The organism is Prevotella melaninogenica, assembly GCF_018127925.1.
Taxonomy (GTDB): Bacteria; Bacteroidota; Bacteroidia; order Bacteroidales; family Bacteroidaceae; genus Prevotella; species Prevotella melaninogenica_C.
Genome location: NZ_CP072348.1, coordinates 1,566,165 through 1,582,741, shown reverse-complemented (window position 1 = coordinate 1,582,741; position 16,577 = coordinate 1,566,165). Strand labels below are relative to the sequence as shown.

Annotated in this window: 14 protein-coding genes; 4 read left to right on the top strand and 10 right to left on the bottom strand. The window is 43.4% G+C overall.

The genetic code is table 11. The features are described 5' to 3' along the window. Positions 1 to 15 precede the first annotated feature (15 nt). The 6 genes from J4861_RS11930 to miaB all read right to left on the bottom strand — a co-directional run bounded on the left by J4861_RS11930 (position 16) and on the right by miaB (position 6,952). Positions 16 to 972 carry a lysophospholipid acyltransferase family protein gene (locus J4861_RS11930; protein WP_211817011.1) on the bottom strand — a complete coding sequence of 319 codons (957 nt, stop codon included), beginning with the start codon at positions 970 to 972 and terminating at the stop codon, positions 16 to 18. Beyond that, positions 969 to 2,981 carry an LTA synthase family protein gene (locus tag J4861_RS11925; protein WP_211817010.1) on the bottom strand — a complete coding sequence of 671 codons (2,013 nt, stop codon included), beginning with the start codon at positions 2,979 to 2,981 and terminating at the stop codon, positions 969 to 971. Before J4861_RS11925 ends, J4861_RS11930 begins: the two co-directional genes overlap by 4 nt. A 22-nt stretch (positions 2,982 to 3,003) precedes the next feature. Beyond that, positions 3,004 to 4,863: an ABC transporter ATP-binding protein gene (locus J4861_RS11920; RefSeq protein WP_211817009.1), complete on the bottom strand. Its 1,860-nt coding sequence runs from the start codon at positions 4,861 to 4,863 to the stop codon at positions 3,004 to 3,006. Positions 4,864 to 4,870: 7 nt separating this feature from the next. Continuing rightward, positions 4,871 to 5,272, bottom strand: coding sequence for a type II toxin-antitoxin system VapC family toxin (locus J4861_RS11915; RefSeq protein ID WP_211817008.1), 402 nt, complete (start codon positions 5,270 to 5,272; stop codon positions 4,871 to 4,873). After that, complete coding sequence (locus J4861_RS11910; protein ID WP_052046446.1) at positions 5,262 to 5,528, bottom strand: hypothetical protein; 267 nt, start codon at positions 5,526 to 5,528, stop codon at positions 5,262 to 5,264. Before J4861_RS11910 ends, J4861_RS11915 begins: the two co-directional genes overlap by 11 nt. Positions 5,529 to 5,623: 95 nt before the next feature. Beyond that, a complete protein-coding gene (gene miaB, locus J4861_RS11905; protein ID WP_211793694.1) occupies positions 5,624 to 6,952 on the bottom strand; it encodes a tRNA (N6-isopentenyl adenosine(37)-C2)-methylthiotransferase MiaB in 1,329 nt (442 codons plus the stop codon). Between the two features lie 566 nt (positions 6,953 to 7,518). On the opposite strand from miaB, the gene J4861_RS11900 reads away from it, so the two are divergent. The 4 genes from J4861_RS11900 to J4861_RS11885 all read left to right on the top strand — a co-directional run bounded on the left by J4861_RS11900 (position 7,519) and on the right by J4861_RS11885 (position 11,441). Then, a complete protein-coding gene (locus J4861_RS11900; protein WP_036861976.1) occupies positions 7,519 to 8,763 on the top strand; it encodes a peptidase U32 family protein in 1,245 nt (414 codons plus the stop codon). 114 nt (positions 8,764 to 8,877) lie between these two features. Continuing rightward, positions 8,878 to 9,294, top strand: coding sequence for a SufE family protein (locus J4861_RS11895; RefSeq protein WP_013264161.1), 417 nt, complete (start codon positions 8,878 to 8,880; stop codon positions 9,292 to 9,294). A gap of 293 nt (positions 9,295 to 9,587) precedes the next feature. Further along, on the top strand, positions 9,588 to 10,163 hold the full coding sequence (locus J4861_RS11890; protein ID WP_211817007.1) for an RNA methyltransferase: 576 nt from the start codon (positions 9,588 to 9,590) through the stop codon (positions 10,161 to 10,163). A gap of 447 nt (positions 10,164 to 10,610) precedes the next feature. After that, on the top strand, positions 10,611 to 11,441 hold the full coding sequence (locus tag J4861_RS11885) for a hypothetical protein (RefSeq protein ID WP_211817006.1): 831 nt from the start codon (positions 10,611 to 10,613) through the stop codon (positions 11,439 to 11,441). A 104-nt stretch (positions 11,442 to 11,545) separates the two neighbouring features. Here J4861_RS11885 and J4861_RS11880 read toward each other — a convergent pair whose 3' ends face one another. From J4861_RS11880 to rnr, 4 genes are all read right to left on the bottom strand, one after another. Next, a complete protein-coding gene (locus J4861_RS11880; RefSeq protein WP_211817005.1) occupies positions 11,546 to 12,547 on the bottom strand; it encodes a C1 family peptidase in 1,002 nt (333 codons plus the stop codon). 163 nt (positions 12,548 to 12,710) lie between these two features. Then, the gene (locus J4861_RS11875; RefSeq protein WP_211817004.1) at positions 12,711 to 13,526 is read right to left on the bottom strand and encodes a hypothetical protein; all 816 of its coding nucleotides are present in this window, start codon (positions 13,524 to 13,526) and stop codon (positions 12,711 to 12,713) included. Positions 13,527 to 13,553: 27 nt separating this feature from the next. Beyond that, positions 13,554 to 14,210: a PAQR family membrane homeostasis protein TrhA gene (gene trhA, locus J4861_RS11870; protein ID WP_211793687.1), complete on the bottom strand. Its 657-nt coding sequence runs from the start codon at positions 14,208 to 14,210 to the stop codon at positions 13,554 to 13,556. 8 nt (positions 14,211 to 14,218) lie between these two features. Beyond that, positions 14,219 to 16,516 carry a ribonuclease R gene (rnr, locus tag J4861_RS11865; RefSeq protein ID WP_211817003.1) on the bottom strand — a complete coding sequence of 766 codons (2,298 nt, stop codon included), beginning with the start codon at positions 16,514 to 16,516 and terminating at the stop codon, positions 14,219 to 14,221. Between the last annotated feature and the right edge of the window lie 61 nt (positions 16,517 to 16,577).

Below are 16,577 nucleotides of genomic sequence, written 5' to 3'. Positions count from 1 at the left end.
TTATGTTCACGTGGTTTAATAAATCATTTCCTTGCCCTCACGTAGACGTACCTTACCATCAATCTCCTCAAAATATTCATCAAAGCGAGCGCGTGTACGCTTCCAACGGTTGTGACTCCAGAGATAAATCTCTGGTTGATGACGAATTGACTGCTCAAGCTCTTTGAAGTAGAGGTCGGTGATTTCATAATCTGGTAGTCCTTTGGTCTCTTCACGAATGATGCGGAACTCACAGTTATAATGCCCACGACGCGTACGGGTCACATCACCATAGACGAAGACCTGGCTCATGTGTTTAACGATTCTTTCCCCTCCCGTGAGTACAGGGGTCTCCTGATTCATAAACTGAACCCAATGATGAATGCTCCACCAAAAGGGTGCTTGGTCCGAGATATAGCCCACAATGAGTGGCTTACCTTTGCGTCCGAATTGTATAATCTTGCGTAACGACTCTTGCATAGGAATACAAAGTGCACCTTGACGCTCGCGTACGAACTTGAAAAGACGGTCAAAGTATTCATTTTCCAATGGGTGATAAAGCTGACAGCATAAAGTGTTATTTACCCAGTAGGGGAGTGAAGTAATCCATTCCCAATTACCTAAATGTCCTAAGTAAACAGCAGCTGATTTGCCTTCAGAAAGCACTCTGTTCAGTTCTTCTGTACCTGTAAAGGTCATACGCTTCATCAGTTGCATCTTACTCATTGTCATCAACTTTAGTGTTTCAGCAATGTAATCACAGAACCAGCGATAGAAGCCTTGCTCAATTTGACGAAGTTCGTCATCTGTTTTCTCTGGGAAGCTGTTCTTGAGGTTCGTCCATATCACCTTGTGGCGATACTTCACTACTCGTGACATTAGCAGATAAAGGCCATCGGAGAGTAGATACAGCACTGGAAAAGGAAGTAGAGCTACCAGGTACCAGAAGCCGTAAGCGATGATGTAAAGGGTCTTATTGAGGGCTCTTTTCATTGATCTTCAGGGTTATTAATCGTTGGGTGCATCTTATCGTGTACCATACGATACATATACTGATAGATGATAGCTTTCAGTTCTCGTTCCATCTTTGTCTGCTCAGGCACGTGTCCGAGAAGATTGTGCTTCATCAGTGCATCGGTTACTCGATAGATAGCTTTTGTCTGTTTACCGTCCCATTGGAGTACATAACCATACTTAATGTATTGATAGATACCGTTCAGATAATTGACAGCCCAAGTCTCCTTCGCTGGTGTATGTAGTAGGTCTTTACCGAAAGCGAGGTATGGTGTTGAGTTATAGCCAATGTGAAAGAGTAGTGTTGGCATAATGTCAATCTGTTGTGCCACACCATCTACACGTCCTGGCTTTATCTCTCCAGATGGGTCATATATAATAATAGGTGAACAGAAGCCACCTATGTCGGTCTTATACTGCTCATGATCGCTCTGGTTGGTATGGTCGCTTGTTAGGACGAAGATAGTATTCTTAAACCAAGGTTGCTTGCTTGCAGACTCGAAGAACTTGCCTATCGCCATGTCGGTATAGCGGATGCACTTTTGGATAGGGAGGTGTTCCTCCTTATAGATGTTCTTATATTTCTCCGGAACAACAAATGGGTCGTGACTTGAGACAGTAAAGAGAGCCGTCATAAAAGGCTGTTTCATTTCGCCCATCTTCGCACAGTAATACTGCAAGAAAGGTTCGTCCCAGATGCCCCAGTTACCATCGAAGTCCTTATCCCCACCAAAGCGAGGGTCTTCGTCATAGTCTTGTCGACCATAGTAGTGCTGAAATCCAATCTTATTAGCAAATGCAAGGAACCCCATAGAACCACGATTGGCACCATGAAAGAAGGCTGTTTGATAGCCCCATTTACTAAGGAGTCCAGGCATACCAGTGTAGTTGTTCATTGAAGCGGGGGTGAGAATGAAGGGTTCTCCAAAGCGAGGAATACTGCAGAGTATTGATGGCATGCCATCAATACTCTTACGTCCGTTGCAATAAGAGAAGCGATAAACGAGGCTTTTATCAATGAGTTTGTCAACATTTGGTGTATACCCCTTGTATTTACCATCGAAGAAATCGCGGTTAAAGGCTCCGATATACTCTCGCCCGAAACTCTCAACAATGAGAATAACAATGTTCTTCTTATTGGGAAGGCGTACGCCTGAAGCAGGATTAGGCTCCTTGTACTGCATCCAATAAACAGGGTCGTAGACCTCACGGGCAGCTGCCAAAGAGGGGAAGTAATCAGGAACGGAGAAGTCGGACTTGCCTATCGTGCGGATGAGTGCAAAGGGGGTGTTGAGCACCAAGGCGCAGTCAGTAGGACGTTCTACGTACTGGTTGGCGTTGCTGATGGTTATCGGACGCACACCCGACTGTAGTCCACCTCGACAACCAGCCACTGTAAGGACGGCAGCAACGGCAAGGCATATGAATAGTTGTGCTGCATAAACCAACCGTTGACGCAGACTCTGATAGCTGCGGTAGTCAGTACGTGGCATAACATACAGCTTATTGGCAAGCCACAGGATAAGAATAAAAATAAGGAAAAGGTACCAATGTGTAATAGCATTGTGGAACAAGATGCCAGCAATGTTGTTTTCATTATCGAACTCACGGAACACACTGGTCGTTGTACGGCGCAGTGTGAATGGAAAATAAACCGAGTCAGCAAGGTTGATAGCAAGGGAAAGGGCATTAACAACCATGAATACCCACTTACAAACCTGATGATAGACAGGGTTTTCTTTCCGCCATAGCGGCAAAAGCATCATCACGATGTAGAGAATATGCGTATAAAGGATGGCTGTTGTATCAAAGAGAAGACTTCCTCTTACCCACATCCAGAGCGAAGAAGCACTAAGACCATCAATGAAATAACTGTAATTGACAAAGAAGTATGTCAATCGTGCCACAAAGAAAATGGCATACGCCAATAGCAAGTTGAACACTAATGCTATTGGCGAACCAAATGTTGTTTTTAATAATCCCTTCATATCTTTCAATCCTGTTAGGCCTTTATATCTCCTGCATATCATGCAGTTTCTTATAGTAGCCTTCGATATCCATAAGCTCATCGTGCGTACCTCGCTCTACAATCTCACCTTCGTGCAGTACGCAAATCTCATCGCTATTCTTGATAGTAGATAGGCGATGCGCCACAGCTATGGTCGTACGCGTCTTCATAAGCTTATAAAGGGCATCCTGTACAAGACGCTCACTCTCTGTATCGAGGGCTGATGTTGCTTCATCGAGGATGAGGATTGGAGGGTTCTTAAGGATAGCACGCGCAATACTTACACGCTGACGCTGTCCACCAGAAAGGCGTCCACCACGGTCACCGATGTTTGTGTCGTATCCTCGCTCACTATGCATGATAAACTCATGAGCGTTGGCAATCTTCGCAGCTTCGACTATTGCCTCGTCTGTAGCATTGACACCGAAAGAGATGTTATTCTTGAAACTATCGTTGAAGAGGATTGCCTCTTGGTTTACATTACCAATAAGCTGGCGAAGATCGTGTACTCCTAAATCCTTAATATTGATTCCGTCAATGAGAATCTCACCTTCCTGCACATCGTAGTAACGTGGGATGAGGTCGAGCAAGGTAGACTTTCCGCTACCGCTCTGTCCTACCAAAGCAACAGTCTTACCCTTTGGAATAACGAGGTTGATATTCTTCAATACCCAGTGTAGCTCTGGATTCTTCTCATCATCCTTACCGTCTGTATAAGCAAAGCTGACGTTACGGAACTCTATCTCATGCTCGAAACTATCAATATGTACTGGTTTCTCAGGGTCTTGTATCTTCACTTCTGCCTGTAGAATTTTGTCAATACGCTCCATTGAGGCAAGTCCTTTAGGGATATTGTAGCCTGCACGAGAGAATTCCTTCAATGGATTGAGAATACTATAGAGGATAACAAGATAGTAGATGAAGGTTGGACCGCTGATAATTGGTGATTCACCCAAGACAAGGGTACCACCAAACCAAAGTACGACAACTATCATGACCGTTCCAAGGAACTCACTCATCGGGTGCGCTAACTGCTGACGAATGTTCACACGCATGATGTCGCTGCGGTATTCTGAGTTGATTTTATCAAAGCGTTCATTCATCATTCCTTCAGCACAGAAGGCTTTGATGACTCTTAATCCGCCTAAGGTCTCTTCCACCTGACTCATCGTATCACTCCACAACTTCTGCGCTGACATACTATTCTGCTTCAGCTTTCGACCAACAAAGCCCATAAACCATCCGAAGATAGGTACGAAAATAAGCGTGAAGAGGGTCAACTGCCAAGAGATAACAAGCAGTGTGGTAAAGTAAATGATAATAAGAACAGGATTCTTAAAGAGCATGTCGATTGATGACATGATGGAGTTGTCAACCTCTTGTACGTCACCACTCATGCGAGCAATGATGTCTCCCTTTCTTTCCTCACTAAAGAAGCCGAGAGAAAGAGATGTTATCTTCTCATAGAGTTGGTTGCGAATATCACGCACTACGCCTGTTCGGATAGGAATGATTGATGCAGAAGAAAGGAAATAGGCACCAGTCTTTAGGAAAGTCATAAAGGCAAGAATCAAACCGATAGCCAACAAGACGGTTGTTGGTCCCCAACTGGTGATGTATATCTGTGTGTAATAATCTGCATTGTTCGATAGTACCTCCTTAAAAGAACCTTCGCTCCAAGCCATTGCACGCGTTGCTCCCGTTCCTGCATCTACCTTAAAAAGAATCTGAAGGAGTGGGATAAGGGTAGCAAAGGAGAATATATTGAGAAAGGCTGACAATATATTAAAAATAATTGACAGCACAAGATACTTCTTATAGGGTGGTATGAACCTGCGTAAAACGTGTATGAATTCCTTCATAGGTATATTATCTACTTATCCAATTTTCTATTTCTATATCTGGAATCCTGCTTAAATGTTTCACATTATCCGTAACGAGTACACAGTTATGTGCTACTGCAGTTGATCCTATCAGCAAGTCAAAGTTATCTATCAATAAACCTTGCCTACGTAATATAGCCTTATTTTTACCAAACAATGATAGAGCATTAAATACTGGAACTATATCAAATAATCTCTCCAAAGTATTAATTTCTCTGAAATGCTTCTGTAGGTTAGCATTATAAGCCCCATAATAAAGCTCTGCTATCGTAATCTCAGAAAGCACACAATGCTCTATTCCCATCTCTTCTATTTTATCTGAGATATGATAACGACCATGCAATAATTCAATGCAGATATTGGTATCCAACAAATACTTACTTCTCATCAAACATCATAATCTTATTCATATCATCGGACTGACGCCCCTCCTGTATACTCAACTTCATAGTATCAATATCAACATCAGACCATGAACCAGCAAGACTACCGAGTAAACCAAGTTTCTCTTTATGCTCCAGCTTTGCTTCTTCTTCTTTTGCTTCATGAATAAGTCGCTCACCCAGCCAACGTTTGACTCTCGGAGAGAGTGACATTGAGTTGACGAAGTTCAGGAAACTTCCAATATTGATAACTGCATCCATACTACTTCTTATTTAAATTCCTATGTGCAAATATAAGTATAAATAGTAAAACCGCAAAATTGTTTTGCGGTTTTATATCCATACATATAGTATATTTACACTTCTTCTCCAAAGAGTGTGGCACTGGTTGATCCTGTAATGCGTACGCGGACTGTCTCACCAATATGATGATTGCCACGTGGCATGACTACAGCCTTGTTCTGTGGAGTACGTCCCATCAGCTGTTCACGGCTACGTTTTCCGAAGCGTTCGATGAGGATATCAAACTCCTTGCCCTCGTCTTTCTTGTTCTGCTCGGCTGAAATTTCGGTCTGAAGGCGAATCAACTCATTCAAACGACGAATCTTCTCTTCCTCAGATACATTATCAGGGAGGTGCTTTGCAGCATAAGTACCTGGTCGTTCAGAGTACTTGAACATAAAGGCTGAATCGAAACCTACCTCTCGCATCAATGAAAGCGTTTGCTGGAAGTCTTCTTCTGACTCATTATGATAACCAATGAAGATATCAGTTGTCAGACCACAATCAGGAATAAGACGACGAATAGCAGCCACTTTCTCAAGGTAGTCCTCACGAGTGTACTTTCGATTCATCAACTTCAGCACGCTATTACTACCGCTCTGTGCAGGGAAGTGGATATGATTACAGAGATTAGGTTCGGTAGCTACTGCCTCAATAATATCCTCTGTCATATCTTCTGGGTTAGAAGTCGTGAAGCGCACACGCATATCTGGTACGCTCTGTGCCACCTTATGCAAGAGTTCTGCAAAGGAAACGCCATTCTCTGGACGCTTACCATTAGGCAACAAGCCGTATGAATTGACATTCTGACCTAAGAGTGTAACCTCCTTAAAGCCCTTATCGTGCAAGTCTTTAACCTCTTTCAAGATACTCTCTACATCACGAGAACGCTCACGACCACGTGTGAAAGGTACGATACAATAGTGACAGAAGTTATTGCAACCACGCATGATACTAACGAAGCCCGACACTCTATTGCCACCAATACGCTGTGGAATGACATCACGATAGGTCTCCGTAGTAGAGAGTTCGATATCCAGAGCATTCGTACCGTTCTCACACTGTGCTATCATATCAGGCAAGTTGAGGTAGGAGTCTGGTCCACACACAAGATTGGCGTGGTGATTTTGAATTAAGTCATCTCTTACACGCTCTGCCATACATCCTAACACGCCCAAGATAAGGTCGCGCCCTTTCTTCTGCTCAGCGTGCAAAGCCTCTAAACGATTGTATATCTTGTTCTCTGCGTTCTCACGTACAGAACAGGTATTAAGGAAGATTGCGTCTGCTTCATCCTCATTCTCACATACGTCATAGCCTGCCATCTTCATGACTGAAGCCACGACCTCAGAGTCTGCCACATTCATTTGGCAGCCGTATGTCTCAATATATAGTTTCTTCATTCTGTTGTTATCTCGAAAAATTTAGCATGCAAAGATACTAAATTTATCGCATACAACCGAAAAACGTTCTGACTATTTGAGTCTTATGGCGCGCTAACACGGTCTTTTTATCTAATTAAGTCGCTTGATAAACATTTCTCATACAAGTTTTGCCAGTGATATTTCATTCCTTTTATCACGACAATTATGCTGTGTCTTACTTATATTAAACCAATGTGATCAGGCTCAGCACGAGTGGTGCGAAGGCTTAGCACATATGGTGCGGAGGCTTAGCACCACACGTGCGGAGGGATAAACATCCTACAGTATATCACCAATATAGGTGCAACTTATTATCAAGAAGGGCTATACAAACGGCATTTAGGTCGATCAGATAGTAAGATTTGCAAAACTTACAAACTCGTTTACGCCCTTTATCGGATATTTTCCGTACCTTTGCAGACCGATTAGACACATTCACAATAAATAAAGGATAGCAACAGACAAAGCAAAGCATAGAGATAAGTAGACGAAAGGTTACTGATAAACTCAATGCTTGATAACTGCTTAGTAATGAAAATAAAACAATGAACAAGAATACAAATGATTTTGAGATAATGGCACCTGTAGGCTCACGAGAGTCGCTCGCAGCTGCCATCAATGCCGGAGCTAACTCTGTTTACTTCGGTATCGGAAAGCTGAATATGCGTTCGCATTCAGCTAACCACTTCACCATCGACGACCTCAAAGAGATTGCCGAGACCTGTAACGCAAAGGGAATACAAACTTATCTGACTGTAAACACTGTCATCTATGGCGAGGATATTGAGACTATGCACGAGATTATCGATGCTGCTAAGGCTGCAAATATAACCGCTGTCATCGCCAGTGACGTTGCTGTAATGATGTATTGCCGTCAGGTGGGGGTTGAGGTTCACCTCTCTACACAGTTGAATATCTCTAACATTGATGCCTTGAAGTTCTACGCTCAGTTTGCTGATGTTGCCGTATTGGCACGCGAGCTGAATATGGATCAGGTGAAGGAGATACACGAACAGATTATCAAACAGAATATTTGTGGACCAAAGGGACAGCCTATTCGTATCGAGATGTTCTGCCATGGTGCGTTCTGTATGGCAATTTCGGGTAAGTGCTATATGAGTCTTCACGACTCTAACCGCTCTGCTAATCGTGGTGCTTGTACTCAGATATGTCGTCGTAGCTATACGGTTACAGACAATGAGACTGGCAATCAGTTAGAGATTGACAACAAATACATTATGAGTCCTAAGGACTTAAAGAGTGTTCGCTTCATTGATAAGATGATGGATGCTGGTGTACGTGTGTTTAAGATTGAGGGTCGTGCACGTGGACCAGAGTATGTTCACACCGTTGTGAGCTGCTATAAGGAGGCAATAGAGAGCGTACTCGATGGTACCTTCACCGAAGAAAAGAAGGACCAGTGGGACGAACGACTCTCAACAGTCTTCAATCGTGGCTTCTGGGATGGCTACTATCAAGGTCAGAAGATGGGCGAATGGACAAAGGATTATGGCAATAAGGCTACAGAGAAGAAGGTGCTCATCGGTAAGGTGATAAAGTATTTCTCTCGTCTTGGCGTAGCTGAGGTGGCTGTTGAGGCAAACACCTTCGTAAAGGGAGAGAAGCTTCTTATCACTGGTAACAGCACTGGCGCTATGTTCCTCAATGCTGAAGAAATCCGTTACGACCTCAATCCTGTTGATAAAGCAGAACAAGGTTGGCGTGTTTCTATCCCTGTACCGGACAAGGTGCGCCCGAATGATAAACTGTTTAAGTTGGTAACAAAATGATTTTTAGTGGACGAGTAGACAAGTGGACGAGTAGACAAGTGGACAAGTTACTTGCTTATAAAACTCTACTCACAGAAATTTTCATAATTCTGAATAGAACAAAACATTTATACAATGACAATAAACGAAGCACAAGATGCAGTAATTGGTGAGTTTGAAGACTTCACTGATTGGATGGATAAATACCAAATGCTCATTGACTTGGGCAACGAGTTGGAGCCATTAGAGGAGCAGTATAAGAACGAGCAGAACCTTATTGATGGTTGTCAGAGCCGTGTATGGCTGCAGTGTGACAACGTAGATGGTAAACTTATCTTCACTGCTGACTCTGATGCACTCATCACAAAGGGTATCATTGCCCTTCTGATACGTGTGTTAAGCAATCATACTCCACAAGAGATTATCGATGCTGACCTGTATTTCATTGACAAGATAGGTCTTCGTCAGCATCTCTCACCAACACGTAGCAACGGCTTACTCTCTATGGTGACAAAGATTAAGGCGTATGCAGTAGGGTTTAGTTTGCAGTAAAGAAAGCCTCCCCCAAAAGCCTCCCCCAACCCCTCCGAAAGGAGGGGAGTGCAGATAATAAAGAGAGAATAATACAGGGTTGCTTTGTTGAGGTTTCTATAACATTTAGCATATATCCCTTATTCTATTATAATATTCTACAACTATAACCCACACGCAAGCTAAGACTCCTCCCCTTAGGGGAAGTTAAGTTGGGTTCTACAAGCTAATAATCCTCCCTTCGGACAGGTTAGGTGGAACTTCACAAGCTAAGACTCCTCCCCTTTCGGGGAGGTCAGGTGGGGCTTTCCTTTATGAGAAAACTACGCACAATAGAAATGAATAGGCTTTCCCTTGAAGAGTTCAAGGAAGCTGATAAACTGCCACTCATCGTTGTGTTAGACGATGTGCGGTCGTTACATAATGTGGGAAGTGTCTTCCGTTCGGCTGATGCTTTCCGCGTGGAAGCTGTCTATCTATGCGGTATCACTGCCACACCACCAAACGCTGAGATTCATAAGACGGCACTCGGTGGTGAGGATTCAGTTGACTGGCGTTACTTTGAACGTACAGAGGATGCTATCGAAGAACTCCATCGTCAAGGCGTATTTGTATATAGTGTGGAACAGGTGGAAGACTCAACAAAACTGCAGGAACTCAACACACAGAACCCAACAAACCATCAACACCCAACACCCAACACCCAACACCCATCCCCCCACTACGCTATCGTGCTGGGCAACGAGGTGAAAGGTGTAAAGCAAAGTGTCGTGGATATGAGCGACGGCTGCCTTGAAATTCCACAGTTCGGCACCAAACACTCATTGAATGTTAGTGTAACAACCGGTATTGTCATTTGGGAGTTTGCTCGTCAGCTACTTATAAAGTAGGTTTCAAACAACTGACGACATAAAGATATAGGGGGCGTATATGCCCCCTTTTTAATTTCAAATCACATGAATATAGCCTGCATAAGTGGGAATAAAACAGTAGTAGAGTTCACCTTCTGCGAATTATTTTCATGAAGAAAAATAATTATTTACGTGAAAAGAAATATTTATTTTCATGAAGAAAAAGATTTATTTTCATGAAAATAAATTATAAGCCTTGTAATGTTTGACTGCTTATTATTGTGAATAGGGTTTGTTAATACGCATACTTCCACTACCCTTCATGGTGTATAAATCCTTAAAATCATATTTTTACAAGCAATCTTCTTGCTTGTTTTTCAAATATTACATACCTTTGTGAAATCGAAATCAATATAGAAGGATGGTATCATATTAAAGCTATGATATCTAAAAACGACTTAACTTAAAACTAAAAATGAATGGATTATGAAGAAGGTATTATTGTATCTACTTGCTTTACCAGTAGTTATGTTGCTATTGGCAAGCTGTCATTCTGAAGAAGATGACTTTATTGATAAGCCAGATCCTAAGAGTTTGATTATTAAAGGGGTTGCTAAAACGCCAGACGGACAGCCAATTCCTAACATAGAATTGAAGTTGGACTACACGATTATGTCTACTCTTTATTCTACTAAGGTTTATCATAAGGCCAAAGCAACGACGGATAAGGATGGTAACTACATAATGTTTTTCAATTTAAACGACAAAGAATTAAAGTCTTTAACCACTTATTCACCTGAAGAAGGCTTCGTATACCATCTACAGATGACGTTGGATTTGAGTAAGTTGGATGACAAAGTGTATCTATTACCTACTGATATCACAGCAGTACGTCCGTTGAGTGAGAAGAAGCTCTTCTATGATGCTTATGGAATGCCAGGTCGTTTACAGCAAGGACAGGTGTATGAGCAGAATATATTCATCCCTCGCAAGCAGCTTGTGAAGGTAAGGATAGAAACGAATGGAACTATTAACGAGAAGGATAGCTTTGCCATTTGTAATAAAGTCAGATATGGTATAGAGAGCCAAATACCGAATGGGTTTAATGGAGAAAGAGGTTATCTAATGTTTTACCAACCCATAAAACTGAAGAATACACATAGTCAGACGGTGCAGATCTCATGTGCTGCTGAGGAAGACAGTAAGCTTAGTTTGTATCGTCTACCAGATGGGGAGTTTAATTATAAGGAGTATTCTTCGGAGGTTGAGGTCCCTGTGATGCAGACAGGAGGTGAGTTGATACTTAGGACGCATTAGGCTTATTCTGTGGCTGTTTAGTCTTAGTAGGGCTACTCTCATGAGTATAGTAACAAAAATAGGGGCTGAGTGTTCAGTCCCTATCACCTTGTATTGTATTCGTCTTAAATAGCTCGTAGCACCACAGCAATAGTCTTCATGCGCACATAGTTCTCACTTAAGAACATAAAACCATGGTAGCGATTGGCTGTTCCCCAACTATTCTTGCAGAGGAAGAAGCGACGACCGTGTTGGTCATGAGCCAGGCCTACGATTTCCATAACATGGTCATCGGTTGTACGATGCGCTTCAAAAGAAGCCTGTCGACGCTCAGCTGTCACCTTTTTGTCTTCATGTTTCAACACAGCAAAACCATTTCCAAATAAGAAACCAGGCTCTGACGTGTCGCCTTCCCAACACACTGGATGTCCTGAACGTAGACTCTGAACAATGCGGTTCATCATCGTGTCGAGTGGAACATTGAGGAAAGTGTCATGAAAGTAATTATCAGGTACTTCCAAAGGAAAGCGTTGTCCGTAAGGATGATGTGTGAAACTGGTTAGTGCTATGTACTCATCATCAGTGCATACGCTATGTGCAAACTCTAATGGAGTGTATAATGCGCCTAACATAAAGACCTGTTTAGGTAGCGGACCGATATACTTATCCAATAGTTTCTCCGCATCATTGCCCTTATCCAACTTACGACAAAGAACGTTATAGTCCATATTTAGCTTATGACGATAGGCATCATAATGCTGCAAACCGTAGGTTTGTATAAGGTCGAGTGCCATAGTACACATACCACGCGTTGTAATACCAGCCTCCTTCTGAACAATCTTATTAGGGAGTAAACGGCGACGACTTGCCTGCTCACTAAGGTACATACGTGCCACATAGTCAGGACTTAGGTTTATAGAATCGCCCCGCATGATATGCTCTGTTTCAAGGGTTGCAAGCATTCCATAGACCCAGCAGAGCGAACTCGACCCTTGATCCTTCACTGGGGTAGTAGGAAGTCGCAAGTCGACTGTGAACTTCTCTTCTGGAAAAGAGATGTTGCTCCGTTGCTGCCCACAGCTTACTAACACTAAACATGTCAAGAATACAAAGATACTTTTCTTCATTCTTCAATTCAATATTAACGTTTCTGTCTTATACTTTGGTTGTGGATAATTGTGTATTATCCCATAACTAACACTAAAGACAATCGTTAAGTTAATTATAGAACATTCGTCTTAACTCCTCTCACTCGCTTTTACTCCTTAACTCCTTCGTCTCTACTCTCCCTCAATATTCCACCATCTTGGTCCAAGCCTCAGCCACTTCCTTATCTAAAGGTGGGACAACAGCAGGGATAGAGAAGGTCCAAACGCTGTTTTTCTCCTTCTTTATACGTTTGAGTTCGCTCTCAGTAATGGTCATACGGTCCGACACATAGAACTCACTCCAGACGTCTATTCGCTCGTCATCATCCTCTCCACGGTAGTGAGCAAAGAAGGTTTGATGCTTCTGTGAGGCAAGGAGAAGATTGTTAGAGAGGTAACTCTCGCTCTCATCATACTGTGTCATCCGAGCCACGATACCATACATACGCAGCTGACTCATATCTATTTCGTGCTTTGGTTGACCAACGAGTTCGTCCATCTCAAGGGTTGTCACGACCTCTGTCTTCCCATTAATCTTCCGCTTTTCCTTGCTTATCTTACCGCATTTATCAGCCCATCGGTACACATCCCCATTGTTACGAGTGGAGTATTCCTCGCTGTCAATACTCTTAAGGAGGGTCTGCCGTTCCAGATTCGGTAATGAAATACGCACAAAGGTATCATCACCATTGGCTTTCGGAGCCTTACGACGACGCTCACCAAGGAACTTCCGTTCAACAAAAGGTGAACCCTTCTTCCCTTCTGAAGCCTCAGCAGCAGTGTCAGAAAGCGGTATATAAAACTCCATCATACCGTCAATGAAATAGCTAAGCATGGAGTTTGTGCTCTGGTAGACACGATAATAGCCTTTCAGACGAGTGTATTTTCGTTCCTGCGCCTGCGTATTCACAACAGCAAGAATGAGTATTAGGGAGAGCAAGATGCTACGTTTAAACATTTCTTTTAGGGTTTATATGAGTACAAATCATAGGTATTCCATTAGGATTCCCCACACGGCTATGATGTGACAAATACTACCTGCGAGGACGAAGAAGTGGAATACTGTGTGCATATACTTACGCTTATTGAGCGAATAAAACAGTGCACCGGTGATATACATGACTCCTTCTGCAAAGATCCAGACGAGCGATTGCGTTTCCAAAGCATCGACTAATGGCTTGAAAGCGACCAATACAGATAGTCCCATACCAATGAATGTCAACGTTTCTAAGTTACTATGGTCACGCAGTTTACGGAAGGATGAAATGGTGCCAAGTATCGCACAGAGCCATACAAAGGCAAACAAACCCCAGCCCCAAGCACCTTGATTGCGCAAGGCTATCAGTGTTATGGGCGAATAAGAGCCTGCTATGTGCCAATAGATGGCTGCATGGTCCCACTTTCGCAACCGTTCTTTCCATACGGAATGGGCAGAGAGGGCATGATAGACGGTCGATGTGATATAACTGAAAAGCATCCCGACAAGATATAATATCACACCTGCTGTTGCCCAACCAGACCGCTCCTTAGAGCACCAAACAAGGAAAATCGTACCGAACACTACGCCCAGTACGATTCCTCCACTATGACTCCATGAGTTCCATAGTTCCTCTTTGTGTGAAAAGAATATCTTTCGTCTCACCTTGATAACTACTTTCTTCTGCGGCTCTTGCTACCACGCTTGCTGCTCTTTCGGTCGTTCTTCCTATTTACAGCATACTCAGCAACAGCCTGCTTTGCCTTTAATGGGCGACCATCATCAAGTGCGAAGTCGAGTTGTCTACGCTCTAAATCGGCCTTAGCCACCTGTATGCGGATAGGATCACCAAGCTGGTAGACATGGTGACGACGACGACCAACAAGACAATAGTTCTTCTCGTCGAAATCGTAATAGTCATCGTCGAGGTCACGCATTGGTATCATACCCTCGCAATGGTTCTCATCAATCTCCGCATAGATGCCGAAACTTTGTATACCAGAGATGTGTGCATCATAGCATTCACCGATATGCTCGCTCATAAACTCAACCATCTTATACTTGATAGAGTCGCGTTCTGCATTCTGTGCAACGAGTTCCATGTCTGAACAATGCTCACAAAGCTCCTCGTAATGTTCCTTATTAGCCGAGCGACCACCGTTCTGATAGCGTGTTATCAAGCGATGAACCATCGTGTCAGGATAACGACGAATAGGCGAGGTGAAGTGGGTGTAATAATCAAAAGCAAGTCCGAAGTGACCAATGTTGTGCGTGGTATACTTCGCCTTCATCATCGAACGGAGTGCAATCGTCTGTATTACCTTCTCTTCACGTTTGCCTTGTACCTCGTCCATCAGCTTATTCAACGCACGAGCAGTGGCTCCCTTCGTGCTTGCAGACTTGAGTTTATAACCGAACTTGGCTGTAAATTCACGCAAGTTCTCGAACTTCTGTGGGTCAGGATTGTCATGAACACGATAAGGAAGGGTCTTTGCTTTCTTGCCTTTCTTCACGATTCCAACGCTTTCTGCTACTGTCTTATTAGCCAAGAGCATAAACTCTTCAATCAACTTGTTGGCATCCTTTGATCGCTTAAAGTAACAACGGATAGGCTTACCCTTCTCATCAATGTCGAAGTGGAGTTCTTCTGAATCGAACTTAACACTTCCTGCCTTCATACGACGACAACGAATCAACTTCGCAAGACGGTCGAGTGTAATGATTTGCTCGGCATTCTCGCCTTTATATCCTGCCTTTCCTGGGGTTGGAGCAGGCTCACCTGTACCATCAACAACACCGTTGTCTTCCAATATCTGCTGTGCCTCTTCATAGGCATAACGACGATTTGACTTGATAACCGTGTGCACAATGCGGTAAGCCTTTACGTTTGCTTCATCGTCAAGGTTGAAGATACAACTGAAAGCAAGCTTCTCTTCGTCTGGACGGAGCGAACAGATAAAGTTACAAAGACGCTCTGGAAGCATCGGGATAGTACGGTCTACGAGATAAACTGACGTTGCACGCTGTTGCGCTTCACGGTCAATAATATCTCCTTCTTTGACATAATGCGACACGTCAGCAATATGTACGCCCACTTCCCACAGTCCACTCTCTAACTTTCGGATAGAAAGTGCATCGTCAAAGTCCTTCGCATCGCGTGGATCTATCGTACAAGTCCATACGTCACGGAAGTCTTCACGTTCCGCATAGTCTTGTGCTGTGATCTCAGCACTTATCTTCTCGGCAGCATCCTCGACACGTTTAGGATACTTATAAGGCAATCCATACTGTGCAAGGATGGTATTCATCTCCACATCATTGTCACCAGCTTCACCCAAGACGTCCACCACTTCGCCCACAAGGTTCTTATGATCGGCATCAGGCCACTTGGTAATCTTCACCAAAGCACGGTCGTCTGTCTTTCCTCCCTTTAGTTTCTTCTTAGGGATAAGGATGTCATGAATAAAGAGATTCTCCTGCGTTACAAGAAAGGCAATGTCCTTCTCGACCCGCAACCTTCCAACGAAGGTGTCTTTCTTCCGTTGCAGTATCGCGATGACCATTGCCTCTTTTATATGGTTCTGACGGCGTGCCATGAACTGAACTCTCACTTGGTCGCCATTCAAAGCCGCCATAGAATTACGCTCAGAGACAAAGACTGGTGTACCACCATCCTCTGGCAGGAATGTATTCTTACCATTCGCCTTACGGATAAAGGTACCTTCCTGCACCTGTCCCTTGGTATTCAACGTGTAAGCACTCTCTCCAACCTTTGAAAGGAAGTCGTCCCACGCCAATTCCTCCATCACATCTATCGCCAACATTTTGGCTGGATGGGTGGTCAGTTTGAGTGCATGGAATATCTGTTTAAAGCTAAATGTCTCGTCGGGTTGTGTCTGAAAGAAACTCATGAGTTTCTCTGCAAGCTGCTTCTTAGTCAATCGCTTGCTGCTTTTCTTTTCTTTCCTCATAGTGGAATTAGTTGTTTTGAACTCAAGTAAAGGTTATCCTAAGCAATCCTGAAAGCCATCG

Coding starts and splice junctions, on each gene's coding strand:
- J4861_RS11910 (WP_052046446.1), bottom strand. CDS start 5,528: ATGGATGCAGTTATCAATATTGGAAGTTTCCTGAACTTCGTCAACTCA.
- J4861_RS11915 (WP_211817008.1), bottom strand. CDS start 5,272: ATGAGAAGTAAGTATTTGTTGGATACCAATATCTGCATTGAATTATTG.
- J4861_RS11925 (WP_211817010.1), bottom strand. CDS start 2,981: ATGAAGGGATTATTAAAAACAACATTTGGTTCGCCAATAGCATTAGTG.
- J4861_RS11890 (WP_211817007.1), top strand. CDS start 9,588: ATGAGAAAACTACGCACAATAGAAATGAATAGGCTTTCCCTTGAAGAG.
- J4861_RS11880 (WP_211817005.1), bottom strand. CDS start 12,547: ATGAAGAAAAGTATCTTTGTATTCTTGACATGTTTAGTGTTAGTAAGC.
- J4861_RS11875 (WP_211817004.1), bottom strand. CDS start 13,526: ATGTTTAAACGTAGCATCTTGCTCTCCCTAATACTCATTCTTGCTGTT.
- J4861_RS11900 (WP_036861976.1), top strand. CDS start 7,519: ATGAACAAGAATACAAATGATTTTGAGATAATGGCACCTGTAGGCTCA.
- J4861_RS11930 (WP_211817011.1), bottom strand. CDS start 972: ATGAAAAGAGCCCTCAATAAGACCCTTTACATCATCGCTTACGGCTTC.
- rnr (WP_211817003.1), bottom strand. CDS start 16,516: ATGAGGAAAGAAAAGAAAAGCAGCAAGCGATTGACTAAGAAGCAGCTT.
- J4861_RS11895 (WP_013264161.1), top strand. CDS start 8,878: ATGACAATAAACGAAGCACAAGATGCAGTAATTGGTGAGTTTGAAGAC.
- J4861_RS11885 (WP_211817006.1), top strand. CDS start 10,611: ATGAAGAAGGTATTATTGTATCTACTTGCTTTACCAGTAGTTATGTTG.
- J4861_RS11920 (WP_211817009.1), bottom strand. CDS start 4,863: ATGAAGGAATTCATACACGTTTTACGCAGGTTCATACCACCCTATAAG.
- miaB (WP_211793694.1), bottom strand. CDS start 6,952: ATGAAGAAACTATATATTGAGACATACGGCTGCCAAATGAATGTGGCA.